The organism is Streptomyces vietnamensis, from assembly GCF_000830005.1.
Taxonomy (GTDB): domain Bacteria; phylum Actinomycetota; class Actinomycetes; order Streptomycetales; family Streptomycetaceae; genus Streptomyces; species Streptomyces vietnamensis.
The window spans coordinates 4643827-4666937 of the sequence record NZ_CP010407.1; the positions used below are offsets into that span (position 1 = coordinate 4643827).

General features: G+C 72.0%; 23 protein-coding genes. 11 read left to right on the forward strand and 12 right to left on the reverse strand.

The window, feature by feature from the left end:
• Positions 1-56: 56 nt before the first annotated feature.
• Positions 57-677, reverse strand: a complete 621-nt coding sequence (locus SVTN_RS20845) for a response regulator (protein ID WP_015035223.1) — start codon at positions 675-677, stop codon at positions 57-59.
• On the reverse strand, positions 677-1882 hold the full coding sequence (locus SVTN_RS20850) for a sensor histidine kinase (RefSeq protein WP_052499226.1): 1206 nt from the start codon (positions 1880-1882) through the stop codon (positions 677-679). The genes SVTN_RS20845 and SVTN_RS20850 overlap by 1 nt, the downstream gene beginning before the upstream one ends.
• A 267-nt stretch (positions 1883-2149) precedes the next feature.
• On the opposite strand from SVTN_RS20850, the gene SVTN_RS20855 reads away from it, so the two are divergent.
• Both SVTN_RS20855 and SVTN_RS20860 read left to right on the forward strand, forming a co-directional pair.
• Entirely contained in the window at positions 2150-2686 is a 537-nt protein-coding gene (locus SVTN_RS20855) for a GlcG/HbpS family heme-binding protein (protein WP_041130463.1), read from the forward strand.
• 89 nt (positions 2687-2775) lie between these two features.
• The gene (locus tag SVTN_RS20860) at positions 2776-4167 is read left to right on the forward strand and encodes a M1 family metallopeptidase (RefSeq protein WP_041130464.1); all 1392 of its coding nucleotides are present in this window, start codon (positions 2776-2778) and stop codon (positions 4165-4167) included.
• Position 4168: 1 nt separating this feature from the next.
• Here SVTN_RS20860 and SVTN_RS20865 read toward each other — a convergent pair whose 3' ends face one another.
• Together SVTN_RS20865 and SVTN_RS20870 are read right to left on the reverse strand one after the other, a co-directional pair.
• Entirely contained in the window at positions 4169-4684 is a 516-nt protein-coding gene (locus SVTN_RS20865) for a GNAT family N-acetyltransferase (protein ID WP_041130465.1), read from the reverse strand.
• Between the two features lie 59 nt (positions 4685-4743).
• The gene (locus SVTN_RS20870; RefSeq protein ID WP_041130466.1) at positions 4744-5319 is read right to left on the reverse strand and encodes a TerD family protein; all 576 of its coding nucleotides are present in this window, start codon (positions 5317-5319) and stop codon (positions 4744-4746) included.
• Positions 5320-5455: 136 nt separating this feature from the next.
• Here SVTN_RS20870 and arfB point away from each other — a divergent pair, with 136 nt between their 5' ends.
• Positions 5456-5893, forward strand: a complete 438-nt coding sequence (gene arfB, locus SVTN_RS20875) for an alternative ribosome rescue aminoacyl-tRNA hydrolase ArfB (protein ID WP_078908429.1) — start codon at positions 5456-5458, stop codon at positions 5891-5893.
• 174 nt (positions 5894-6067) lie between these two features.
• Here the strand turns inward: arfB and SVTN_RS20880 are convergent, their stop codons facing one another.
• Positions 6068-6496, reverse strand: coding sequence for a RidA family protein (locus SVTN_RS20880; RefSeq protein ID WP_041130468.1), 429 nt, complete (start codon positions 6494-6496; stop codon positions 6068-6070).
• 41 nt (positions 6497-6537) lie between these two features.
• Positions 6538-7101: a flavin reductase family protein gene (locus tag SVTN_RS20885; protein WP_078908430.1), complete on the reverse strand. Its 564-nt coding sequence runs from the start codon at positions 7099-7101 to the stop codon at positions 6538-6540.
• Between the two features lie 262 nt (positions 7102-7363).
• Here SVTN_RS20885 and cdgB point away from each other — a divergent pair, with 262 nt between their 5' ends.
• Positions 7364-9061 carry a diguanylate cyclase CdgB gene (cdgB, locus tag SVTN_RS20890; RefSeq protein WP_041130470.1) on the forward strand — a complete coding sequence of 566 codons (1698 nt, stop codon included), beginning with the start codon at positions 7364-7366 and terminating at the stop codon, positions 9059-9061.
• Between the two features lie 73 nt (positions 9062-9134).
• On the forward strand, positions 9135-10097 hold the full coding sequence (locus SVTN_RS20895) for a CBM35 domain-containing protein (RefSeq protein ID WP_041130471.1): 963 nt from the start codon (positions 9135-9137) through the stop codon (positions 10095-10097).
• Positions 10098-10602: 505 nt separating this feature from the next.
• Here the strand turns inward: SVTN_RS20895 and SVTN_RS20900 are convergent.
• From SVTN_RS20900 to SVTN_RS20910, 3 genes are all read right to left on the reverse strand, one after another.
• Positions 10603-11529 carry a 1-phosphofructokinase family hexose kinase gene (locus tag SVTN_RS20900; RefSeq protein ID WP_041130472.1) on the reverse strand — a complete coding sequence of 309 codons (927 nt, stop codon included), beginning with the start codon at positions 11527-11529 and terminating at the stop codon, positions 10603-10605.
• A 135-nt stretch (positions 11530-11664) separates the two neighbouring features.
• Positions 11665-12810: an N-acetylglucosamine-6-phosphate deacetylase gene (gene nagA, locus SVTN_RS20905; RefSeq protein ID WP_041130473.1), complete on the reverse strand. Its 1146-nt coding sequence runs from the start codon at positions 12808-12810 to the stop codon at positions 11665-11667.
• Complete coding sequence (locus tag SVTN_RS20910) at positions 12810-13760, reverse strand: ROK family protein (RefSeq protein ID WP_041134098.1); 951 nt, start codon at positions 13758-13760, stop codon at positions 12810-12812. The genes nagA and SVTN_RS20910 overlap by 1 nt, the downstream gene beginning before the upstream one ends.
• Positions 13761-13990: 230 nt before the next feature.
• Between SVTN_RS20910 and SVTN_RS20915 the strand changes: the two genes are divergently transcribed.
• The 3 genes from SVTN_RS20915 (at position 13991) to otsB (ending at position 16451) form a co-directional block, all read left to right on the forward strand.
• Entirely contained in the window at positions 13991-15274 is a 1284-nt protein-coding gene (locus SVTN_RS20915; protein WP_041130474.1) for an extracellular solute-binding protein, read from the forward strand.
• Positions 15275-15286: 12 nt separating this feature from the next.
• On the forward strand, positions 15287-15547 hold the full coding sequence (locus SVTN_RS20920) for a DUF3263 domain-containing protein (RefSeq protein WP_041130475.1): 261 nt from the start codon (positions 15287-15289) through the stop codon (positions 15545-15547).
• 61 nt (positions 15548-15608) lie between these two features.
• A complete protein-coding gene (gene otsB, locus SVTN_RS20925; RefSeq protein ID WP_041130476.1) occupies positions 15609-16451 on the forward strand; it encodes a trehalose-phosphatase in 843 nt (280 codons plus the stop codon).
• 66 nt (positions 16452-16517) lie between these two features.
• Here the strand turns inward: otsB and SVTN_RS20930 are convergent, their stop codons facing one another.
• Positions 16518-18827 carry an immune inhibitor A domain-containing protein gene (locus SVTN_RS20930; RefSeq protein ID WP_078908431.1) on the reverse strand — a complete coding sequence of 770 codons (2310 nt, stop codon included), beginning with the start codon at positions 18825-18827 and terminating at the stop codon, positions 16518-16520.
• 191 nt (positions 18828-19018) lie between these two features.
• Positions 19019-19909, reverse strand: coding sequence for an NAD(P)-dependent oxidoreductase (locus tag SVTN_RS20935; RefSeq protein WP_041130477.1), 891 nt, complete (start codon positions 19907-19909; stop codon positions 19019-19021).
• A gap of 98 nt (positions 19910-20007) precedes the next feature.
• Here SVTN_RS20935 and SVTN_RS20940 point away from each other — a divergent pair, with 98 nt between their 5' ends.
• Positions 20008-20406 carry a winged helix-turn-helix transcriptional regulator gene (locus SVTN_RS20940; protein ID WP_052499227.1) on the forward strand — a complete coding sequence of 133 codons (399 nt, stop codon included), beginning with the start codon at positions 20008-20010 and terminating at the stop codon, positions 20404-20406.
• Here SVTN_RS20940 and SVTN_RS20945 read toward each other — a convergent pair.
• Positions 20349-21095 (reverse strand): nucleotidyltransferase domain-containing protein, encoded by a 747-nt coding sequence (locus tag SVTN_RS20945; RefSeq protein WP_107072760.1) that lies wholly within the window; start codon positions 21093-21095, stop codon positions 20349-20351. The two genes, SVTN_RS20940 and SVTN_RS20945, sit on opposite strands and share 58 nt — an antisense overlap.
• A 59-nt stretch (positions 21096-21154) precedes the next feature.
• Here SVTN_RS20945 and SVTN_RS20950 point away from each other — a divergent pair, with 59 nt between their 5' ends.
• Positions 21155-21742: an SMI1/KNR4 family protein gene (locus SVTN_RS20950; RefSeq protein ID WP_041130478.1), complete on the forward strand. Its 588-nt coding sequence runs from the start codon at positions 21155-21157 to the stop codon at positions 21740-21742.
• Positions 21743-22411: 669 nt separating this feature from the next.
• A complete protein-coding gene (locus SVTN_RS20955; RefSeq protein WP_159026485.1) occupies positions 22412-22795 on the forward strand; it encodes a MarR family transcriptional regulator in 384 nt (127 codons plus the stop codon).
• The last annotated feature ends 316 nt before the right edge of the window (positions 22796-23111 follow it).

The following is a 23111-nucleotide window of genomic DNA, read 5'->3' on the forward strand; positions in this document are numbered from 1 at the left end:
GACGGTTACAGCAGCAGGCCCCGCCGACGGGTTACGGCAGCAGCCGCCGCCAACGGTTACGGCAGCAGCCGCCGCTCCTTCGCCACCGCCACCGCGCCCGCGCGGGTGTCGACGCCGAGCTTGGCGTAGATGCGGCCCAGGTGCGTCTTCACCGTCGCCTCGCTGATGAACAGCGCCCGCGCGATCTCCCGGTTGCCCAGGCCGCGTCCCAGCTGCCCGAGGATGTCCCGCTCCCGGTCGGTGAGCGAAGGGCCCGCCGCGCCCCGCATGCGGTCCATGACCCGGCTGGCGACCGGCGGGGAGAGGGCCGTGCGGCCCTGCGCGGCCGAGTGGATCGCGGCGAACAGCTCCTCGGGCCGCTCGGCCTTCAACAGGTAGCCCGTCGCGCCCGCCTCGATCGCCCGCGTGATGTCCGCGTCCGTGTCGTACGTGGTGAGGACCAGGACGTGGACACCGGTGGGCGCGATCCGCCGGGTCGCCTCCACGCCGTCGATGCCCGCGCCGAGCTGGAGGTCCATCAGGACCACGTCCGGCTTGAGCTTCGCCGCCATCGCGACGGCCTCCTCGCCGCTGCCGGCCTCTCCGACCACCTCGATGTCGGGGGTGCTGCCGAGCAGCGCGAGCAGACCGGCCCGGACGACGACGTGGTCGTCGCAGAGGAGGATCCGTACGGACATCAGGACTCCAGGGAGAGCGGGATCGCGGCGGAGAGCACCGTGCCCTCGCCCGGGGTGGACTCGACCGTCAGGGTGCCACCCAGCTGCTGCGCGCGCACGCGCATCGCGGGCAGCCCGTGGCCGCGTTCGGCCTGCTCGCGGGCGAGCGCCGGGTCGAAGCCGCGGCCGTCGTCGGCGATGTCGAGGACGACCTGGTCGTCGAGGTAGGTGAGGGTCAGGGCGGCGGAGTCGGCGCCGGCGTGCTCGCGGATGTTCGCGAGGGCGCCCTGACCGATCCGCAGCAGCGCCGCCTGCACGCGGTCCGGCAGCGGCACCGCGATCCCGTCGACGCGGAAGGCCGCCGACTCGCGGGCGGCCAGGCCGCGCAGGGCCTCCTCGAGGCCGCCGCCCCCGGCGAGGTCGGCGGGCGCGAGGTCCTGCACGAAGCGGCGGGCCTCGGCGAGGTTCCGTTCGGCGATGGACTCGGCGGTACGGACGTGGCGGCGGGCGGTGTCCGGGTCGCCGTCCCAGGTGCGGTCGGCGGCCTGGAGCAGCATCTGCTGGCTGGACAGGCCCTGCGCGAGGGTGTCGTGGATCTCCATGGAGAGCCGCTGGCGCTCGGCGAGGGTGCCCTCGCGGCGCTCGATCGCGGCGAGTTCGCGGCGGGTGCGGATCAGGTCGTCGATGAGCGCCCGCTGCCGGGCGGCCTGCCGGTCGGAGTACACGAAGACGCCGGTGGCGAGGGCGGCGACGGCCGGCGGGGCGACGATCAGGTTCGGGTCCCAGCCGCCGTGCGACAGCTGGACCTGCGCGAACACCACGAACGCGGTGAGCAGGGCGACCAGGCCGAGCGCGGCGCGCGGCGGGAGGGTGCGCAGGCCCGTGTAGAAGAGGGGCACCGCGCACCAGGCGAAGCTGGGCGCGAGGACGACGAGGACGACCCAGACGGCGACGACCGTGCCCAGCCAGGCGATGCGGCGCGGGGTGGCGCGGGTGCCGAGGACCGGTCCGAGGAGGTAGAGGGAGGCGAGCGCGCCGGTGAGGGCGATGATCCAGGGGCTGCGGGCCTCCCACTCGTGCCGCAGCAGGAAGCGGGCGAGGGAGGCGCCGAGCAGCAGGAAGAACGCGATGTGCATGACCCGCGCCAGCCAGCGGGCGTCCGGGTCGTGTCCTGCGGGCCGGATCAGCCGGCGGGCGTCCGGGTCGTGTTCCGTGGGCCGGGTCACCGTGCCGCCTCCCTGCCTTGCTGACCTGCGTGTAGCCGACCTGCGTGTAGCTGACCTGCGTGTATCTGTCCATGGTGACCCGGAGGGACCAGCAGGGCATCAACCGATCGGCTGACAGACCCGTCGTCCGGTGTGCGCGCCGAGGAGAGCCGGACCGTGGACCGGTGGGCGCCGGTTCCGCCCGGAGGATTGAGGCAGAGCGAAGGACGAACGAACCGCTCGAAGGCTTCCCCCTCCCTCTCCTCCTCACCTCTTACGGAGTCAGTCATGAAGAAGATCCTCCTCGGTGCCACCGCCGCCGCTGTCGTCGCCGCCGGTACCTTCGGCGTGGTCTCCGCGAACGCCGCCGCCCCGGCCGCCGCTCCCGCCGCCGTCATGGCCGACGCGGACAACGGCAACACCATGACGTCGACGCACCTGACGATCGAGGCCGCCACCAAGGCCGCCCAGGCGACCCTCGACGCCGCCGAGAAGGAGAACCAGCGCGTGTCCGTCGCGGTCGTCGACCGCAACGGCAACACCATCGTCACCCTGCGCGGCGACGGCGCGGGCCCGCAGTCCTACGAGTCCGCCGAGCGCAAGGCCTTCACGGCCGTCTCCTGGAACGCCCCGACCTCCGTCCTCGCCGGCCGCCTGGCCAACGCGCCGACCCTGAAGGACATCCCCGGCACCCTGTTCCTCGCCGGTGGCGCCCCCGTCACCGCCAAGGGCGCCCCGATCGCGGGCATCGGCGTCGCCGGCGCCCCCTCGGGCGACCTCGACGAGAAGTTCGCCCAGGCCGGCGTCGCCGCCCTCGCGGAGTAACACCCCCAGCTGGTGGTGGCGCCCGGATCCCCCGCCGGGCGCCACCGCCTTTTTCGTTTTTGACCGCTTAAGCCTCTTAAGATCGGTACGTGTCACAACGCCGCCGGACCGGAGCCCTCGCCCTCGCCGCCCTCGTCCTCCTTGTGGGCGGCTGCACCGAGGCCGGCGGCGGCGTCAGAGGCACCCCCGGCGCGGCCGGGCTGCGCGACCCCCTCTTCCCGAAGCTCGGCAACGGCGGGTACGACGTCGGCCACTACGGCCTGACCCTCGCCTACGACCCGGCCTCAGGACGCCTCGACGGCACCGCCGAGATCACCGCCCGCGCCACCCAGGACCTCAGCGCCTTCAACCTCGACCTCGCCGGCCTCACCGTCCGCGGCGCGACCGTCGACGGCGCCCCCGCCGCGTACAACAGGGCCGGGAACGAACTCACCATCCGCCCGCGCGACGAGCTCCCCGAGGGCAAGGAGTTCAAGGCCACCGTCACCTACACGGGCGTGCCCGAGCCGCTCACCGACGCCGACGGCTCCAAGGAGGGCTGGCTGCGCACGGCCGGCGGGGCGGTCGCGGTCGGCGAACCGGCCGGCTCCATGACCTGGTTCCCCGGCAACCACCACCCCTCCGACAAGGCCTCCTACGACCTCGCGCTCACCGTCCCGGCCGGGCTCGACGCCCTCTCCAACGGCGTCAGGACCGCGCGGCGGACGGAGAAGGACGGACGCGTCACCACCGTCTGGCACGTGCCCGAACCGATGGCGAGCTACCTCGCGACGGTCGCGATCGGCCGGTACGAGACGGGCACGGCGACCGCCCTCGGCTCCGTACCCGTCCTGACCGCCGCCGAGGCCCCGGTCGCGGCGGGCAGCGCCGCGCTGAGGGCCGAGGTCCCCGAGCTCCTCGCCCGCCAGGTGAAGCGTTTCGGCCCGTACCCCTTCTCTGCCGCCGGGGCCCTCGTCACCGAGGACGGGGTCCTCGACTACGCCCTGGAGACCCAGACCCGGCCCATCTTCCCGGCCGGGTCCTTCGAGCGCACGACCCTCCTCCACGAGCAGGCCCACCAGTGGTTCGGCGACTCGGTCACGCCCGGGACCTGGAGGGACATCTGGCTCAACGAGGGCTTCGCCACGTACGCGGAGTGGCTGTACTCGGAGGAGTATGAGCACGTCCCGGCGCGCACCCACTTCGAGCGCGCCTTCGCCCAGGACGCCAACTGGGCCTTCCCGCCCGCCGCACCGCCCACCGCCGCGAACCTCTTCGACCCGCCCGTGTACCAGCGGGGCGCGATGGTCCTGTACAAGCTGCGCGAGACGGTCGGCGACCGCGTCTTCGACGAGATCCTGCGCGGCTGGCCCGCGAAGTACCGGCACGCCAACGCCACCACGGACGACTTCACCGCCTACGCGGAGAGCGTGGCGGGCCGCGACCTCGACGGGCTGTGGGACGTCTGGCTGTACGGCGACGAGAAGCCGTCCAAGCCGTAGCTCAGCCCAGGTTCTTCCGCATCACGACGCACGGGCGGCCGTGGGCGAGGTCCGGGCGGCGGTCGATCTCCTCGTAACCGAGCGAGGTCCAGAAGGCCAGCGCCTTCGGGTTGTTCTCCAGGACGGCGAGCCGCAGCCCGGTGCGGCCCTCGGCGCGGAAGCCGGTCTCGACGTACGCGGCGAGCCGACGGCCGTACCCGGCGCGCTGCGCCTCGGCGTGGACCATCAGCAGGCCGAGCCACGGGTCGGTCTGGGCCGGGTCGGGGTGGCGGCCGAGCGTGATCGCGACGGCGACGAGCCGGCCCTCGGAGCGGGCGATGAGCACCTCGGCCGTCGGCTGGGCGAGCTCGTCGGCGAGGGCGGCGGCGACCTGCTCGGGCCGGATGTCGTCGGGGTCCGGGAAGTCGCCGCTGAGCTGCTGGAACTCCTGGTTCGACGCGTACAGGGCGGTGAGCTCGGTGAGCAGCGGGCCGGGGAGGGCGTGTGCTTCCGTACGCGGGAGGGCTTCGACGATCACGGGAGGAAGAGTAGGGCCCCGGCGGGACGTACCGCCGGGGCCCACTCGGTGCGGGTCCGTCAGAGGTTGACGCCGAAGTCGCGGGCGATGCCCTCGAGGCCCGAGGCGTAGCCCTGGCCCACGGCGCGGAACTTCCACTCGGCGCCGTTGCGGTACAGCTCGCCGAAGATCATGGCCGTCTCGACGGCGGCGTCCTCGGAGAGGTCGTAGCGGGCGATCTCGGCGCCGCCGGCCTGGTTCACGATGCGGATGTACGCGTTGCGCACCTGGCCGAAGTTCTGCGAGCGGGACACCGCGTCGTAGATGGAGACCGGGAAGACGATCTTGTCGACGTTCGCCGGGAGGGCCGCGAGGTTGACGTTGATCTGCTCGTCGTCGCCGCCGCCCTCGCCGGTGCGGTTGTCACCGGTGTGCACGATGGTCTGGTCCGGCGTCGACTTGTTGTTGAAGAAGACGAAGTGGGCGTCCGAGGCGACCCGCCCGGCGGCGTCCACACCGATCGCCGAGGCGTCGAGGTCGAAGTCGGTGCCGGTGGTGGTACGGACGTCCCAGCCGAGGCCCACGGTGACGGCGGCGAGGCCCGGGGCCTCCTTGGTCAGGGAGATGTTGCCGCCCTTGGACAGGCTCACAGCCATGGAAAGTCCCTTTCGTCGTTCTGTCGTCGCTCGCCTGGAGAAACGCGCTGAGGCCGCCGGCGGTTCCCGCCCGCCCCGCACGCGCTGTGCTGTCTGAACGAAAACAGGATGACTCGTCCGGCCCCCTCCAGGGAACATGGAAGGCATGTCCGGTCCGTATCCCATCCGCGGCTCCGTCTCGCTGCCCGAGGCCGAGCTCCAGTGGCGTTTCTCGCGGTCGTCGGGGCCGGGCGGTCAGCACGTGAACACCAGCGACTCCCAGGTCGAGCTCCGCTTCGACCTCGCGGCCACCGACGCCCTCCCCGAGGTGTGGAAGGCCCGCGCCCTGGAGCGCCTCGCCTCCCGCCTCGTCAACGGCGTCGTCACGGTCCGCGCCTCGGAGCACCGCTCCCAGTGGCGCAACCGCGAGACGGCGGCGGTCCGCCTGGCCGCCCTCCTCGCCGAGGCGACGGCCCCGCCCCCGAAGCCCCGCCGCCCGACGAAGATCCCGCGCGGCATCAACGAGCGCCGCCTGCGCGAGAAGAAGCAGCGCTCCGAGACGAAGCGCACCCGGCAGTCCCGCGACTGGAGCTAGACCCGCCTGGAGCTAGGCCCGCCCCTGGTCGAGAGGGATCGCCCGGGCGCTTCCCGCCGTACGTGGAGGGGCCGCCGAGCTCGTCCCGAACGCCGGGGTGGGGCGCCGAGCTCGTCCCGAACGCCCGGGTGGGCCACCGGGGTCGGGACGCCGTTCGGCAGTCGGTGGGGAGGCTCAGTCGGGGAGCGCCACGGTGAGGTCCACCTCGACGAGCTGTCCGGTGAAGCCCAGTTGGGCGACGCCCAGGAGCGTGCTGGCGGTGGTGAACGCCGGGCCCAGGGCGGAGTCGGTGAGCCGGCTCCATACGGCTCCCAGGGCGTCCCTGTCATCGCTCCGCACGTAGATCACCGACCGCACCACGTGGTGCGGCTGGGCGCCCACCGCTGCCAGGGCGGTGAGTGCGTTCGCGACCACCTGGTCGACCTGTGCCTCGAAGGAACGGGGACCGACCAGCTCGCCGTTCCGGTCCAGGGGGCACTGCCCCGCCAGATGGGCCGTACGGCCTGCCTCCACCACCGTGATGTGGTGGTAGCCGGGGGTCGCGTGCAGCTGCTCGGGGTTGATGCGGGTGATCTTCTCGGTCGTCTCGGTCGTCTCGGTCATCACGCGAGTCTGGCCGGTGTGGTGCCCGGGCGCACCACCATTTAGGACAGGTGCCGGTACTTCCCCTGGAAGTACGTCAGCGGCTCGCCGCCCCCCGAGCGCAGACCGACCGTCAGGACCCGGCCCACCACGAGCGTGTGGTCGCCGGCCACGACCCGGTTCTCCGTGCGGCACTCCAGGACCGCGAGCGCGCCGTCGATGAGCGGGGCGCCGCTCTCCTCGCCGCGGGCGTACGGCAGGTCGGCGAAGAGGAGGCGGTCGCTGACCCGGTTCTTCATGGCGAAGCGCCCGGCGACGTGCCGCTGGTCCTCGGCGAGGATCGACACCGCCCAGACCGGGACGTCGGCGAGCAGGTCGTCCATGCGGGAGCCGTTGCGGAGGCTGACGAGGACGAGGGGCGGGTCGAGGGAGACCGACATGAAGGCGGTGGCCGTCATGCCGACGTCCTCGCCGCGCGGGCCGTCGTCGGGGTCGTGCGCGGTCACCAGGACCACGCCCGCCGCGAGGCGGGACATCGCCGCCCGGAACTCGTCGTTGCTCACCCCCTCAGCATGAGGGATGGCGAGATCGGAGACGGGGGGTGAGGGGGGCGTCTTCTGGAGCACGTCAGGAACGCTAGTCCCGGCCCTGCGTGCCCCGCATCGGGCCCGGGGACCAGCCGGTGACGGCCGCCGGACCTAGGACCCCCGGCCTCGGGAGGAGCGCCGCGACCCGCCATCATCTGCTGTGACTTGAGTCACAGAGGGCAGTATTTGCTGACCCTGTGTACCGGCGGCGAAGCTCGCTGTGATTCAGTGGCGGTGACAGTGCAACACGAAGCCGATGAGAACCCTGGAGTTGCTGTCGAGGTCTCGGGGAGAGCGAGCGATGGAGACCGAGTCGGAGCCGTACGTCCGTCTCTCGACCCTGCGGCAGCTGCATCAGGTCGTGACGGACCTCAACACTGCCCGCAGTCTGGCGGACACCCTGCAGACCGTCGCCGACGGTGTGGTCGCCGGTCTCAACTACGAGCTGGCCTGCGTCAACCTCGTCCGCCCCGACGGTGACCTCGTCGTCGCCGCCTTCGCCGGAAGCTCCGCCGCGGAGGCCCTGATCACCGGCCGCGTCGGCTCCCGCTCCTCCTGGGAGCGGCGCCTCTCCATGGGCGTCCCCTGGGGCGACCTGCGGTTCATCCCGCACACCGAGGGCTGGGTCCTCATGGAGGACGACGTCCCCCAGTGGCACACCGACGGGCCCGCGCCCCGCTTCGAGGACGAGTGGCACCCGCACGACCGGCTCTACGCCCCGATGTACGCCTCCGGCTCCGGCCGTGAGCTCCTCGGCGTCATATCCGTCGACCGCCCGCGCAACGGCCGGCACCCCGGCCCCTGGGGCCAGGAAGCGCTCCAGATGTACGCCTCGCAGTCCGCGATCGCCATCAGCAACGCCCGGCTCCGCTCCAACATGCAGCGCGCCCTCGTCCGGCTCGAACGCGAGCAGCAGGCCCTGCGCGCCTCCGAGGAGTCCTTCCGACAGGCCTTCGAGTACGCCCCCTCCGGCATGGCCATCGCCGAGATGGGCGGCGACCAGCACGGCCGCCTGCTCCGCACCAACGACGCCCTGTGCCGGCTCCTCGGCCGCCCCGCCTCCGTCATGCGGCGCTACTCCTTCGCCGACCTCGTCCACCCCGAGGACATCGGGACGCTGCTCCGCACCTCCGCCGAGGGCGGCCGGGCCGAGCTGCGGCTCGGACGCCGCGACGGCACGTACGTCTGGGTGTCGCTGCGCAACTCCGTCGTCGCCGACACCGCCGACGGGCCCCGCTTCCTCCTCACCCACGTCGAGGACATCGAGGAGCGCAAGCGGCACGAGCTCCAGCTCGCCCACCGCGCCTCGCACGACGCCCTCACCGGCCTCCCCAACAGCGCCGAGCTGCGCTCCCGGCTCTCCGCCCGGCTCTGCGAGCGCCCGGGCGCGCCGGGGAACGAGCCCGCGTACGGCGGCGGCTACGACTCCGGGCGGGACGGCGGCTACGACCCCGCGTACGACTCCGGCTACGAGCCGCAGCCCCAGCCGTACGAGCACGAGCACGAGCACGGCTTCGGTTTCGAGCCGGCGGGCGGCGCCGGGGCGTACGACCACCACGTCCACACCGTCGCGCCCACGGGCGGCGAGGTCGACGACGGCACCAAGGGGCTCGCGGTCCTCTTCTGCGACCTCGACGGCTTCAAGTCGATCAACGACCGCTTCGGGCACCACACCGGAGACGCCGTCCTCATCGAGGTCGCGCGCCGGCTCACCACCGGCGTGCGGGACGGCGACACCGTCGCCCGGCTCGGCGGTGACGAGTTCGTCGTCCTCGCCGACGGCCTCGGCGCCGCCGACGCCGCCGACCTGGCCGTACGCCTGCGCAACGCGATCATCCCGCCGATCCGGGTGGACGGGCGGGCGGTCCGCGTCGGGGCGAGTTTCGGCATCGGCTGGGCCGAATGCGGGATGACCGTGGAAGAGGTCCTGAACTCCGCCGACCAGCGGATGTACGTGGAGAAGCGTTCCCGCGCCAAGGTCCACCGGCGGGCGGGCTGAGCCGCGCGCTGGTCCGTTCGGGGTAGGCTCGGCCGGTCGGCGACGGCTGGCGAGCATGGAGAGGATGACCCGGATGGCTGCCGGTAACGACGGCGCGAGCAAGCCCGAGGACGACGATCCGTTCGGCTACCTGTACGCGGACGGCCAGGCAGCGGGTGCCCAGGCCCCGCAGGGCGGCGGCTACGGCTACCCCGGCCCCGCCCCCGCGCAGCCGGGCGTGCCCCGCACCTCGTACAACCAGGTCAGGGCGGTCGGCGAGCGCCAGTACGGCCACCAGCAGCAGGCGTACGTGCCGCCGCAGCAGCAGGCCCCCTACGGCCAGCCGCAGGCGCAGTACGCGGCGCCCGAGACGTACGGCGCCCAGCCGCAGACCCGCACCATCCCGCCCCAGCGCGGCGGCGGCGGCTCGGGCCGCGGCCCCAACACCAAGGGCCTGCTGATCGGCGCGGTCTCGGTCGTCGCGGTCGTCGTGATCGGCATCGCGGCCGCGGTGATCTCCAACGCGGGCGGCGAGAAGGACAAGGGAGACCAGGCCGGCGGTACGCCGTCGAGCGCGCCGCCCGCCACGGTCTCCGAGCAGCCCACCACGGAGCCGAGCGCCGAGAAGACCCCGGAGGAGCTCCCGAAGCAGGACGCGGCGACGCTGACGCTGGGCGGCTCGGCGACGACGGAGAAGACCGTCCAGGGCGCCGAGGGCGTCGGCGGCGTGTACGTGTCGGGCTTCAACACGCCGGGCGCCTCGGTCACCTGGAAGGCGAACATGCCGTCGGGCGGCAAGTACCGCCTGACCGTCCGCTACAGCATCCCGGCGGTCGACGCGAACGCCACCCTGACGGTCAACGGCAAGGCGAACTCCCTGCCGATCGGGCTGAAGAACTTCATCCACTCCTCGGACCCGAACCCTGAGAAGAACTGGCAGACCACCTGGGCGCCGGTCGACCTCCAGAAGGGCGACAACGAGATCAAGATCTCGTGCGAGGCCGGCAACCAGTGCAACGTGCTGCTCGACTGGCTCGAGGTGACCCCGGGGCCGTAGGCGCCGACGCACTGCCTGCGGCACGGCCTGACGTCCGATCTCTTGCGTTCGCCCATAAAAGTAAGATCATCATCTGATGATCCTTCCCTCACTGACCATGAGGGCGGGTTGGACAACACGGGAGGTCCTGAAGATGCGTGCCCTGGGAAAAATGGCGTCGGTCGGTGTGCTGGCTGCCGGTTTGATTGTTGCGATGACGCCCCCGGCATCTGCCGCCGTGTCCGGCGCCTACTCGGGCGTCGCCTGGAATGTTCGAGCGTCCACTTCGACGACCTCTACTGTCCTCGTTCGAGTTCATGCCCTGGGCACCGGAAGCCCTGACAAAATCCCCTGCTACACCTCTACGTGCGGCGGTCAGGTTACGGGTGGCTTCTACAAGTGCGGTAGCGGGGGCGGAACCTACAACACCTGGACCCCCCTCAACTACAACGGGCGGAAGGGCTGGGTCGCCGACAGGTGCGTGACGCTCGGGCGCATCGCCTGAGGACCCGGTAGGACGGCGTAGTCAGGCAAGGGCCGGCTGCGCCGTCACCGTCACCCGCGCCAGCAGCTCCTCGTAAGCCGTCGCGTCGTACTCCCCGGCCACCGGGGAGAGGACCGTCGCCGCCGAGAGGGCGACCGCTCGGGTGAGGCGGTCGGGCCAGGGGGCCTCGTCCACCAGGCCCGAGAGGAGGCCGGCGACGGCTGAGTCGCCGGCGCCCGTGGGGTTGCCCTTCACCGTGGCCGGCGGGGTCGCGCGCCACAGGCCCTCCGGGGTGGCGGCGAGCATGCCCTCGGGGCCGAGTGAGGAGATCACCGCGTGGGCGCCGCGGCGGCGTGCGTCGCGGGTGGCGCGGTGGGGTTCGCGGGAGCCGGTCAGTTGGGCGAGTTCCTCGGCGTTCGGCTTGACCAGGTCGGGGCGGGCGGCGATGCCCCGGCGGAGGGGTTCGCCGCTGGTGTCCAGGAGGACCGGGACCCCGGCCGTCCGGGCCAGGCGGATCAGTTCCGCGTACGCGCCGACGTGGATGCCCGGCGGGAGGCTGCCGCAGAGGGCGACCGCCCGCGCCCCGTCGAGGAGTTCGGTGAAGCGGGTGCGGAAGGCGGCCCATTCCGCGGCGGTGACGGTCGGGCCCGGTTCGTTGAGCTGGGTGGTGTCCCCGCTCGCCGTGTCGACGACGGCGACCGTGCGGCGGGTCGTTCCGGCGGTCTCGACGAGTTCGTCGCGGACCGGCGTGGCCGCCAGCTGGTCCCGTAGCGTCGCGCCCGTCGCGCCGCCCGCGAAGCCGGTGGCGACCGTCTCGTGTCCGAGGGCGGCGAGCACGCGGGCGACGTTGAGTCCCTTGCCGCCGGGCCGTTCGATGACCTGGGTGATGCGGTGGGAGGCGTGCGGGGTGAGGGCGGGGACCCGGTAGGTCAGGTCCAGTGCCGTGTTGAGGGTGACCGTGAGGATCAAGACCCGTCCACCCCCCGTACTTCTCGTGAAGTTCTGTGGAACGCCCGTTCCGACGTTCTGACGGGCACCGATCATGCCAAAGGAAAGGCGGTTGGCCCAGACCCCCGGCCGACCGCCCTTCCGTATGACTCCTGATCAGGCCGCCACGGGGTTCAGGATCCACTCGCCCTTGCGCATGACGCCCTTCAGCTCGAACTCGGCGTCGAGGACGACGATGTCGGCGTCCTTGCCGGGCTCCAGGGAGCCCACCCGGTCGTAAACGCCCAAGAGCCGCGCCGGGTTGGCGGAGATCGCCTGGACGATCGATTCGACCGGCAGGCCGTCGACGGTCGCCGCGCGCTTGAAGGCGCGGTCCAGGGTCAGGGTGGAGCCGGCGATGGAGCCGCCCTCGACGAGGCGGGCGACGCTGTCCTTCACGTCGACGGCCAGGGGGCCGAGCATGTAGCGGCCGTCGCCGAAGCCGGCGGCGTCCATGGCGTCGGTGATGAACGCGACGCGCTCCGGTCCCGCGTGGTGGAAGGCGAGCTCCAGGGCGGCGGGGTGGAGGTGGGTGCCGTCGTTGATGAGCTCGACGGTGATCCGCTCGTCCTCCAGGAGCGCGGCGATCGGGCCGGGGGAGCGGTGGCCGAGGGCGGGCATCGCGTTGTAGAGGTGCGTGGCGACGGTGGCGCCCGCGTCGATGGCCGCCCGCGTCTGCTCGTACGTGGCGTCGGTGTGGCCGATGGCGGCGATCACGCCGTGCTCGGCGAGCAGGCGTACGGAGTCGAGGCCGCCGGGCAGCTCGGTGGCGAGGGTGACCATCTTGGCCCGGCCGCGGGCGGCGTCGATCAGCTTGCGGACCTCGGCCGGGTCGGGGTCGCGGAGCAGCGTCTCGTCGTGGGCGCCCTTGCGGCAGGGGGAGATGAACGGGCCCTCGAAGTGGAGGCCGGCGATCTCGCCCTGTTCGGCGAGCTCGGAGAGGAGTCCGGCCCGCTGGGTGAGGAAGTCCATCTCGCCGGTGACGAAGGAGGCGACGACGGTGGTGGTGCCGTGCAGGCGGTGGGTGTGGACGCCCTTGAGGACCTCGTCGACGGTGCCGGAGGTGAAGGACGCGCCGCCGCCGCCGTGGTTGTGCATGTCGACGAAGCCGGGGACGAGCCAGTGGCCGGTCAGGTCGAGGGTGGGGGCGTTCTCGGGGGCCGAGCCCGCGATGCGGTCGCCGTCGACGATCACGCGTCCGTTCTCGACCGTTCCGGTGGGCAGCACGACGTGTGCGCCGGCGAGAACCTGGTGATCGGCCATCAGGCGGAAACCTCCGAGTGGGTGGGGTGCTTGTCGGCGAGCAGGTCCCAGGCGAGGAGGCCCGCGCCCAGGCATCCGGCGGTGTCCCCGAGGGCCGCCGGGACGATGGCGGGCAGCTTCTGGAACGTGACGCGTTCCTCCACGGCGGCCCGGAGTGGTGTGAACAAGGTTTCCCCGGCCTCGGCGAGCCCGCCACCGATGATGAGGGTGCGCGGGTCCAGGAGGGTGAGCGCGGTGACGAGGCCGTCGGCGAGGGCGTCGACGGCGTCCTGCCAGACCCGTACGGCCGTGGGGTCGCCGGACTCGACGGCCTTCGCGCAGTCGGCGGCGTCCGCCTCGGGGTCGCCGCCGGCCTCGGCCCAGGCGAGGGAGACGGCGGAGGCGGAGGCGTACCGCTCCAGGCAGCCGCGCTGGCCGCAGCCGCACTCCGTACCGCCGGGGCGGACGACGATGTGGCCGATCTCTCCGGCGTAGCCGTGGGCGCCGGCCTCGATGCGGTCGCCGATGCCGATGGCTCCGGCGATGCCCGTGCCGAGGGGCACGAAGAGGAAGCGGTCGGCGCCGTTGCCCGCGCCGATACGGCCTTCGGCGAGGCCGCCGGTGCGGACGTCGTGGCCGAGGGCGACGGGGACGCCGTCGAGCCGGCGGCTGAGGAGTTCGCGCATGGGAACGTCGCGCCAGCCGAGATTGGCGGCGTAGACGGCGATGCCGTTCTCCGCGTCGACGATGCCGGGGACGGCGACTCCGGCGGCCGCGGCGGGCTCTCCGTACCGCTCCTGGCCGAGGGCGCGGAGCTCTTCGGCGAAGCCGAGGATCGTCTCGACCACGGCCTCGGGGCCGCGCTCGCGCCCGGTGGCGCGGCGGGCCTCGTGCAGCAGGGTGCCGTCCGCCCCGACGAGGGCGGCCTTCATGCCGGTGCCGCCCACATCCAGGGCGATGACGTGTCTCACGGGGGTCATTCTGGCGCGCGGGGACCTGACAGGTCTAGTCCACTGGCCAGGATTGTTGCGCTCGGATACAAATTCGGGCCCGATCATGCGCCCATGCTCCCGTCGGAGTTGCGGAAGTGATACCCGAGTGGTGTAGACCTCATGCCCGGGCGCGGGGCAGACTTACGGCCCTGAGAAGAGCAAACACGCAGCTCAGTGCAGATAGACGACAGCTCAACGAAGAGCAAAAGGTGGATGAAGCCGTGGAGCGGCGACGATTCCTTGGACTGACCGCGGCCGCCGCCGCCCTCGGACTGACCGCGACGGTCGCCGGCTGCGGCTCCCTCGGCGGTGACTCCGGCGACGTGACCCTCAAGCTGGTCGCCGCCGACTACGACCTGACCGGTGGCGACACCACCAAGAAGTACTGGGCCGACCTCGTCGCCGCCTTCGAGGCGAAGCACCCCGGGGTCAAGGTCGAGGTCCAGGTCCTCTCCTGGGACGACGTCGACCGCAAGGTCGCCGAGATGGTCAAGGCCGGCCAGGCCCCCGACGTCGCACAGATCGGCGCCTACGCCGACTACGCCGCCGCCGACCAGCTGTACGCCGCCGACGACCTCCTCTCCATCCCCGTGCAGGCCAACTTCCTCGGCCCGCTCGCCGCCGCCGGCGAGTACAAGCGCACCCAGTACGGCATGCCGTTCGTCGCCTCCACCCGGCCGCTCTTCTACAACAAGGACCTCTTCCAGAAGGCCGGCGCCGAGGCCCCCACCACCTGGGACGAGCTCGCCGAGGCCGCCGAGAAGCTCAAGGCCAAGGGCGTCCCCACCCCCTTCGCGCTGCCGCTCGGCCCCGAGGAGGCCCAGGCCGAGGCCCTCATGTGGCTGCTCAGCGGCGGCGGCGGCTGGACCGACGGCTCCGACCGCTACGCCGTCGACTCCGACGCCAACATCCGCACCTTCGAATGGCTCCGCACCCACCTGGTCGGCAAGGACCTCACCGGACCGATCGCCCCCGGCAAGCTCAACCGCAAGGCCGCCTTCGCCGCCTTCGCGAACGGCGAGGTCGGCATGCTCAACGGCCACCCCTCGCTCCTCAAGGAAGCCGCGAAGAAGGGCGTCCGGGTCGGCCAGGTCCCCCTCCCCGGCGCCGACGGCACGCCCAAGACCTCCATGGGCGTCGCCGACTGGATCATGGGCTTCAAGCAGAACGGCCACCGCAAGGAGATCGGCGACTTCCTCGACTTCGTCTTCAGCGACGAGAACGTCCTGAAGTTCGCCGGGGACAACGACCTGCTGCCGGTCACCGTCACCGCCTCCACCCGCATGGAGACCGACCCCGAGCACGAGAACCTGCGCGTCTTCCTCAAGGTCCTCCCCGACGCACAGCTCCCGCCGGTCGGCAAGACCTCCTGGGCCCAGGTCAGCGAGAACGTCAAGCAGAACATCGGCAAGGCGGTCACCCCCGGCGGCAGCCCCTCCGAGGTCCTCGGCCGGATAGGCCGGGCGGCGACGGAGGCGGAGAAGGCCGAGTAATAGGTTGGTCTTATGACCGACGAAGAGACGGTGGGCGACAACAGCGGGCTCGGGGAGCGCGAGCGGGCCCTCCTCGCCGTCGAGCGCCGCTCCTGGCCCGGACCCGGTGCCAAGGAGCGGGCCGTCCGCGAGCGGCTCGGCCTCTCCCCGACCCGCTACTACCAGCTCCTCAACGCCCTCCTCGACGACCCGCGCGCCCTGGCCCACGACCCGGTGACGGTCAACCGGCTGCGCCGGGTCAGGGAGGAGAAGCAGCGACGACGGGAGGGGTGACCCCTTACGGGGTGACCCCGGCCACGCTGACGTGACCCCCGTACGTCGGTAGGGTCGGAACATGGTCAGCAGCCTCCCGCACCCGACCACACCCGCCGGCCGCGACGGCTTGGCCGCGCTCCTCGCGCGGCCCACGAAGGCCGTCGTCGCCCTCGACTTCGACGGCACGCTCGCCGAGATCGTCCCCGATCCCGAGCAGGCCCGCGCCCACCCCGGCGCCGTGGCCGCCCTCGCCGCCCTCGCCCCCCAGGTCGCCTCGATCGCCGTCGTGACCGGCCGCCCCGCCGGGGTAGCCGTCCGCTACGGCGGCTTCGCCGGTGTCCCCGGCCTCGAGCACCTCGTCGTCCTCGGCCACTACGGCGCCGAGCGCTGGGACGCCGTCACCGGCACCGTGAAGGCCGCCGCCCCGCACCCCGGCGTCGCCTCCGTCCGCGCCGAGCTCCCGGGCTTCCTGGACCGGTCCGGGGCCTGGCCGGGCGTCTGGATCGAGGAGAAGGGCCGCGCGGTCGCGGTCCACACCCGCCGCGCCCAGGACCCGGAGGGCGCCTTCGAGGCCCTGCGCGGTCCGCTGGGCGAGCTGGCGGTCGCCCACGGCCTGGTCCTGGAGCCCGGCCGCATGGTCCTGGAGCTGCGGCCCCCGGGCATGGACAAGGGCGTGGCCCTCGCCAAGTACGTACGGGAGGTGGGCGCCGGGTCCGTGCTGTACGCGGGCGACGACCTGGGCGACCTGCCGGCCTTCGCGGCGGTCGAGAAGCTCCGCTCCGACGGCACCCCGGGCGTCCTGGTGTGCAGCGGCTCCACGGAGGTCACGGAGCTGGCCGACCGCGCGGACCTGTCCGTGGCGGGCCCGTCGGGCGTGGTGGAGTTCCTGACGGAACTGGCGAGGGCGGTACGGGAGGCCTGAGACGGCCCCGGAGACGCGACGAGGGCGGTACGGGAGTCCCCGTACCGCCCCTTGCACCGTGTGCGATCAGTGCGCGGCCGGGTTGGCGACGCCGATCGTCAGGTCGTCGCCGGCGTCACCGGTGACCGTGACGCGCACGCCGTGGCCGGCGACCTTCACGCTGGCCTGCGGGGCCGTCGTGTCGTAGTACGCGTTCGGGTCGGTGTCGTCGAAGACCGGGATGCCCGGGACGGAGGGGGCGCAGGCCGCCAGCGTCTGGACGGTCTGGTTGCCGCCCTTGCCCGCCAGGACCTCCTTGTGGAGGCAGGTCGCGTCCGTGGCCTCCAGGCCGAAGGTCGCGTCGAAGGGCTGGCGCCGGTTGCTGGGCGCGGTCCCGTCGGCGTACCGGAAGGGCGCCGGGCGGGCGTCGACGGCCATCGCCGAGCCGCCACCGGGGTGGTTGCTGACGTTGTTGTCGTCGAAGGACCGGTCGACGTACCAGACGAGCATGCCGTTCTGGAACTTGAAGAACTCGACCCAGTCCGGGGCGGTGATGCCCTTGCTGAACTGGTACGGGCCCTCGGCGAGGAGCGCGTCGGCGCCGACGTACTCGCGGTTCTCGACGAGGTAGTACCGCGGGGCGGTGGCCGTCTCGGTGCCGGTGGAGATCTTCCAGCGGCCCTGCGCGGTCCAGCCGCCGACGCCCTGCTCGACGTCGTCCGTCGCGAGGGTCGTGCCGCCGGAGGTCAGCGCGATGTCGTCGAGGAACGCGCCGGCGAAGTGCACGCCGCCGTCGCTCTGGTGGCGGAAGCGGAAGAGGGACGGCTTGCCGGCGGAGTCGTACGTGAAGCGCAGGGTCGTCCACTTGCCGCCGGAGGAGCCGGAGACGGGGTCGCCCGCGCGGGCCCAGGTGGCGCCGCCGTCGAGGGAGTACTCGGCGAAGAGGTAGTCGAAGCCGGCCTCGATCTCGTACCAGGCGCTCGCCTTGACGGTGACCTTCGGGGCGGCCGGGACGGAGCGGGTGAGGGACTGGTTGAGGCCGTCGGCGGAGCCGGTCCACCAGGCGTGGGTGCCCGAGGTGGGCGTGGCGTAGGTGGTGCTGCTCGTCTTGTCCGGGAGCGCGACGCGGACGGCCTGGGCCTTGCCGCGGACCTGGAGTGCGGCGGGGCTGAGGGTGTACGTGCCGTTGGCGCCGAGCGGCGCGTCGGCGTAGTTCAGCCAGCCGAGGAAGAGCTTCTCTTCGGCGCCCATGAGACCGGGGTGGGTGCCGATGCCCTCGTTGGCGGCGGCGCCGTGGCCGAGCCAGGAGCCGGAGCTCATCAGGGTCCAGAAGGCGGTGGAGTTTTCGCCGCCGTCGGTGTCGTAGAAGTCCGGCAGGCCGAGGTCGTGGCCGAACTCGTGGCAGAAGACGCCGAGTCCGCCGTTCTCGCCCTCGGTGGTGTAGTCGCCGAGCCAGTACTTGGACTGTCCGATGCGGGCGCCGCCGGCCTTGTTCTGGGTGCCGGAGACGCTCGGGCCGGTCAGGCCGAAGTCGTCGCCGTTCACGTACCAGCGGTGGGACCAGATGGCGTCCTCACCCTGCGCGCCGCCGCCCGCGTCCTCGCCCATGCCGGCGTGCACGGCCTGGAAGTGGTCGATGTAGCCGTCGGGCTCGTCGAAGTTGCCGTCGTGGTCCCAGTCGTTGCGGTCCCAGACGTCGAACTGGGCGAGGTACGCGTCGATCTGGGCGGGCGTCTTGCCGGCGGCGAGCTGGGCGTTCCACCAGGCGTCGCCGGTGTCCTGGATGAAGGCCCAGGAGCCGCCGTTGTCCTCGACGGCGTTGTCGCCGTAGGTGGAGGCGTTGCCGGGGACCTTGACCCAGTCCTCGACGGTGTTGGAGACGGAGTAGGCGCCGCTGGACAGCTTCTCGTAGAAGGTCTTCATGGACTCGCCGGAGCCGTTGAAGAGGTTCTCGTAGTGGGCCTTGGAGAAGTCCGCGGTCCAGGCGTTGGAGTTGTCCGTGCTCCGGTCCGGCTGCGGTATCCGGTTGTGCAGCGGGCCGGGGACGGTGCCGAGCTTGCCGGAGCCCTGGTCGCCGAACTCGGAGAGGATCGTGAAGATCTTCTCCTGACGGGTGGCGGTGCTGGTCTTGGTCTCGGCGAACTTGCCGGGCGCGACCTCGACGACGCCCTTGGCGTTCGCCGTGGCCTTGCCCTTGGCGACCAGGTCGATCGCCTGCTCGCGCAACTTGGTGCGCTGCTTCGTGAGCGGTCCGGGGCGGTCGTCGGACCGGTGGGCGTTGGAGCCCGCCGGTGCGGCGACGTCCTGGGCTTCCTGCGCGGCGGCGGGGGTGAGCCCCGCGGCGAGGAGTGCGGTGAGCGCAGACCCGAGGGTCATGCTCACGACAATCTTCTTCACGTGTTCTGCGATCCTTCCGCTTGCCTCATGCGTCTGATGCGCTTCATGCGTTTCATGCGCTTCATGGGGAAAAACGGATCGCCTGGGGGAACGATCGCCGCGAGTGTGCCACGGGAAGACCCCTCAGGAGGAGGGGGCGTCATCGAATACCGGTCAGCGAATCACCGGTCAGCGAATCACCGGTGAGCGAATCACCGGTCACCGAGCAGCAGGTCCACGACACCGGTCAGATCCTCCTCGCCGCTGCCGATGTCGAGGCGGCGGCGCATGAGATCGAAGTACGGCCGGAGCAACTCCGTGCTGACGCCCTGCCCTTCGGCCGTGGCCAGGAAGGTGGGGGTCCCGGCGACCTGCATGGCGAGGTTGGAGACGACGCCGGTGGTGAGGTCGCCGCTCTTGAGCCGCTCGGCGGTCTGCCGGACGAACGGCCCGGCCATGGCGGGGACCCACTCCCCGAGCAGCGGGGCGAAGGCCACGGGATCGATGTCCTCCCGCCGTACCAGCGCGAAGGCGTGCGCGACACCCGCGAACATCCCGTACATGGCGCTGAGCAGGGCCACGTCGTGCAGGGCGGCGAACCCGGGATCCTCGCCGACGTACCGGGTCCCGACGGGAACGGCCAGGACCTCGCGACGCGCCTCGAACACCTCCCGCGCCCCGCTGTAGAAGACGAACCCACCGGCCTCGGGGACCCCCACCATCGGCGGTACGGCCATGATCCCGCCGTCCAGACAACGAGCACCCCGCTCCTCGGCCCACGCGGCCCGGGCGCGGGCCTGGGCGGGGGTCGTGGTGGTGAGGTTGACCAGGTCCTTGCCGGCGAGGTCGACGCCGTCGAGGGCGGCGCCGACGGAGTCGTCGTCGAGCAGACAGACCACGACGAGGTCGCTCGCCGCGACGGCGCCGGCCGCACTGTCCGCGGCCTTCGCCCCCTCGGCGACGAGCGCCTCGGCGCGGGCCGGGGTGCGGTTCCAGACGGTGAGCGGATACCCGGCGGCGAGCCAGGTGCGGGCGAGGGCGGTGCCCATGGCACCGAGCCCGAGCAGGGAGACGGGGGTCTTCGGAGGCGTGTTCGCTGTCATGCCCACAAGGCTGCTCCGGCCCTCTGACCTGCTCAAGTACCCACTTTCAAGTGGGTGGTTACCCTGAGGTGAGCGAACAGCTCAGAGGGGTGGAACGCATGGCGACACTGAAGCGACCGGGTGCACCCGACGGCCACGTCTGCGGCATCGACACCGCGATGGAGGTCATCGGCGGCAAGTGGAAGGTCCTGATCCTCTGGGCCCTCCACGAACAGCCACACCGCCGCTTCGGCGAACTGCGCCGCCTGATCCCGGGCATCACGGAGAAGGTCCTCGCCTCCCACCTGCGCGAGATGGAGACGGACGGCATCGTCGACCGCGTCTCGTACGAGGAAGTCCCGCCCCGCGTCGAGTACGCCCTCACGAAGGACGGCATCCGCCTCAACGAGGCCCTCGAACCGCTGGCGGCGTGGGGGAGGGAGCGGCAGCAGGCCGTCGGTCAGCGTCCGACGCCTGCGGCGACGGAATCGATGACGCCCCGCCACGTCCTGCGGTAGCCCTCGCGAAGCGGTCCGCCGACGAGGTCGAGGATGCGGAGGGCCGCGTCGGTCAGCAGTGCCGGGTCACCCGTCTCACACAGGTTCCGGTGCCCCTGGAGAAGGGCTCCGCCGCGCTCCCCGTCAGCATCGAGGAGCCGCCTGGGCAGCCACTTCCCGCCGCCCGACCACGCGCGGTGGTGGTCGAGGAGCAGGTCGGCGGCGGTGTTGAGGACGACCCCTGCCACCGCCAGGCGTTCGAAGGGATCAGACGCATCCGCCAGATCGTCCAGAGCGTCGGTCAGCCCGTACCTCTTGGTCTCGACCGTCTCCGGCTCCAGCGCCGGCGGACCCGCGCGGAGGTCGGAATCGGCCAGGGCCCGGGCGCGTCCGGCCTCCCCGGCGGTGTCGACCAGGACGATGCCGGTGGCGTACATGCTCTGCAGCACTCCACGACGCGCGGCGACGTCTGCGGCGAAGAGCTCCACCAGACCGGCACGGGTGTGGACGAAGAGTTCCACGAGGCGCCCCTCGAACCGGAGCGTCTCCCGGCAGGTCTCGCCGCCGTCCGCGATGAGCACCGCGATGTCCAGGTCACTACTGGTGGTCGCCCGCCCCGTGGCGGTGGATCCCGCCAGGACCACGGCGAGCGCGTCGGGAAAACGGGCCTGCACGAGACGTCGGGCCAGGTCGATCGGGTCGAGATGCATGTCCGTCAGCGTTTCATGCCCCTTGACCAGCGGCGACGGGTTTCTCCTCCAGATGTCGCATGATGATCGGCATGAACACGGAAGCCTGTGACCCGGCCGAGCTGGCCGCCCTGCACGAGATCTTCGCATCCCGCCCCGACGCGGCGCCGGCCGCCGGCTGGGAGGCGGTGCGGGCGTTCGAGGCGCAGCACGGGATCGTGCTTCCGGAGCCGTACCGGACGTTCGTGGCGGAGGTCTGTGACGGACTGCCCGACGGACCGCCGTACTACGGACTGCTGCCGCTCGCGGAGACGCCCTCGGACTGGGGCGAGGGCCGTCCCGAGCGCCTGCTCGCCGAGCCTTTCCCGCTCACGGCGGCATGGCTGTGGGACGAGGACGAGGACGAGGGCGGGGACGAGACCGCGTTCGAGGCCCGGACAGATGCCGTGTTCGACCACGGCTCGCTGCTCCTCGGCACCGACGGCTGTGGCATGTACTGGCATCTGGTCGTCACCGGCCCGCAGCGCGGTCACGTCTGGCAGATCGCCGGCGAGGGCGCGATGCCCTTCGGCCCCGCGTCGCCCGACGCGCCGATGCCCGGCGCCCCCGGCTTCGCGGGCTGGGTCGCCCACTGGGCCCAAGGGCGTGACTGGTTCCCGGACGCGTAGGGAGCGACGGTCCGGCTCTTGAGTGCCCACCCCGGGCCACGGCCGGGCGGGGCGTGAACCCCGTGCCCCACCGGCCCGGCGGGTTCGACGCAACCGAGGGCCGGGCCCGCAGTCGACCGACCGGCAGAGCCTCCGGGGCCCCGCTGTGACCTCGGCCCACGAAAGCACGCCACGGCGGCGGGAAAGCCGGACGGTCGTCCGCCACGTGTGTCTCCGGCAACCACCCACCGGCCCCGGCCACGCTTCCTCGTTGCCACGACCTCCGCCGACGACGGCCCGCAGACGCCCGGGGCGAGGCGGCGCCTCCGAGCGCCGGGGGCTCCCCGTACGGCGGGGTGCCCTTACCCCCTTAAGACGGAGCAGCCACAACAGGCCACTGACCTGGGCGTACGGCCCAGAGATCACCCAATCTTGGGTATTCTTACCCAGAATTGAATAGCGCAAGTATGCTGCTACCCAGTTCTGGATGAGATCTATGCAGGAATGCATGAGCTGATGCATTCCTGCTCGTCCTCTCTTCACCCGTGGGGGTAGCCTGTGCGTGCGGGCCGGAAGGTGACCCGGATCGAGACCGTCAACCGAACGACGGGCGAGGTGAACGACTTCACCGTCCATTCGGCGGTCTCAGTCGTGGCCGGTCTCTGGTTCAGAGGAGGAGGGTTCACCACGATGGGATACGCGGCACACCTGGCACTCGCCGACGCCGATCTCAGCGCGGCGTCCTTCAAGCTCTTCCACAAGATGTGCGCCATCCAGAACCGCAAGGACCATGGCTTGGTCATCGTCGAGAACCAGACCAAGTTCGCCGAGCAGGTCGGCATGTCCCAGTCCTCGGTGTCCCGGGCTCTCCGTCAGCTCGCCGACCAGGGATTCATCTACGCCGACGGCCGGAACTGGCGGCTCCGCGCCGACTTCGTGTTCAACGGCAACGGCGCCGCCCAGGGCCGGGCCATCCCGAACATCCCCGCCGATGCCCCCGATCCGTACGCCGGGAAGGGCACGGGGCTGACGGTCATCGACGGCGGCAACGGCGGCGACAACGACGGGGCCTGAGGGGCGGTCCTCATGGGCCTCTCGCCGGACTGCCTGGCTCATCTCCAGCGCGCCGTCGTAGCTGGGCTGTGGCGCTACACGACCACACCGGTGGTGAAGCCGTACTACGTGCGCGGATGCATCCCGGACCCGAACGAGGCGAGGGTGACCGTTGCGCTGTGGGCCGGTCCCGAGGCGCGAGAGAAGAAGAACCTCTTCCTGTCCATCCCTCTCGTGTCCGGCGGGCTGCCCGTCTCGGCGGCGCAGGTCACCTTGGGGCTGCTTCGACTGGGGCGGGGAACCCATCTGTTCGGCTTTGCAGGCCACCGGTTCGACG

Coding starts and splice junctions, on each gene's coding strand:
- arfB (WP_078908429.1), top strand. CDS start 5,456: ATGGAAGGCATGTCCGGTCCGTATCCCATCCGCGGCTCCGTCTCGCTG.
- nagA (WP_041130473.1), bottom strand. CDS start 12,810: ATGGCCGATCACCAGGTTCTCGCCGGCGCACACGTCGTGCTGCCCACC.
- SVTN_RS20870 (WP_041130466.1), bottom strand. CDS start 5,319: ATGGCTGTGAGCCTGTCCAAGGGCGGCAACATCTCCCTGACCAAGGAG.
- SVTN_RS20955 (WP_159026485.1), top strand. CDS start 22,412: ATGGGATACGCGGCACACCTGGCACTCGCCGACGCCGATCTCAGCGCG.
- SVTN_RS20895 (WP_041130471.1), top strand. CDS start 9,135: ATGGCTGCCGGTAACGACGGCGCGAGCAAGCCCGAGGACGACGATCCG.
- SVTN_RS20845 (WP_015035223.1), bottom strand. CDS start 677: ATGTCCGTACGGATCCTCCTCTGCGACGACCACGTCGTCGTCCGGGCC.
- SVTN_RS20880 (WP_041130468.1), bottom strand. CDS start 6,496: ATGACCGAGACGACCGAGACGACCGAGAAGATCACCCGCATCAACCCC.
- SVTN_RS20855 (WP_041130463.1), top strand. CDS start 2,150: ATGAAGAAGATCCTCCTCGGTGCCACCGCCGCCGCTGTCGTCGCCGCC.
- cdgB (WP_041130470.1), top strand. CDS start 7,364: ATGGAGACCGAGTCGGAGCCGTACGTCCGTCTCTCGACCCTGCGGCAG.
- SVTN_RS20945 (WP_107072760.1), bottom strand. CDS start 21,095: ATGCATCTCGACCCGATCGACCTGGCCCGACGTCTCGTGCAGGCCCGT.
- SVTN_RS20950 (WP_041130478.1), top strand. CDS start 21,155: ATGATGATCGGCATGAACACGGAAGCCTGTGACCCGGCCGAGCTGGCC.
- SVTN_RS20935 (WP_041130477.1), bottom strand. CDS start 19,909: ATGACAGCGAACACGCCTCCGAAGACCCCCGTCTCCCTGCTCGGGCTC.
- otsB (WP_041130476.1), top strand. CDS start 15,609: ATGGTCAGCAGCCTCCCGCACCCGACCACACCCGCCGGCCGCGACGGC.
- SVTN_RS20920 (WP_041130475.1), top strand. CDS start 15,287: ATGACCGACGAAGAGACGGTGGGCGACAACAGCGGGCTCGGGGAGCGC.
- SVTN_RS20940 (WP_052499227.1), top strand. CDS start 20,008: ATGGCGACACTGAAGCGACCGGGTGCACCCGACGGCCACGTCTGCGGC.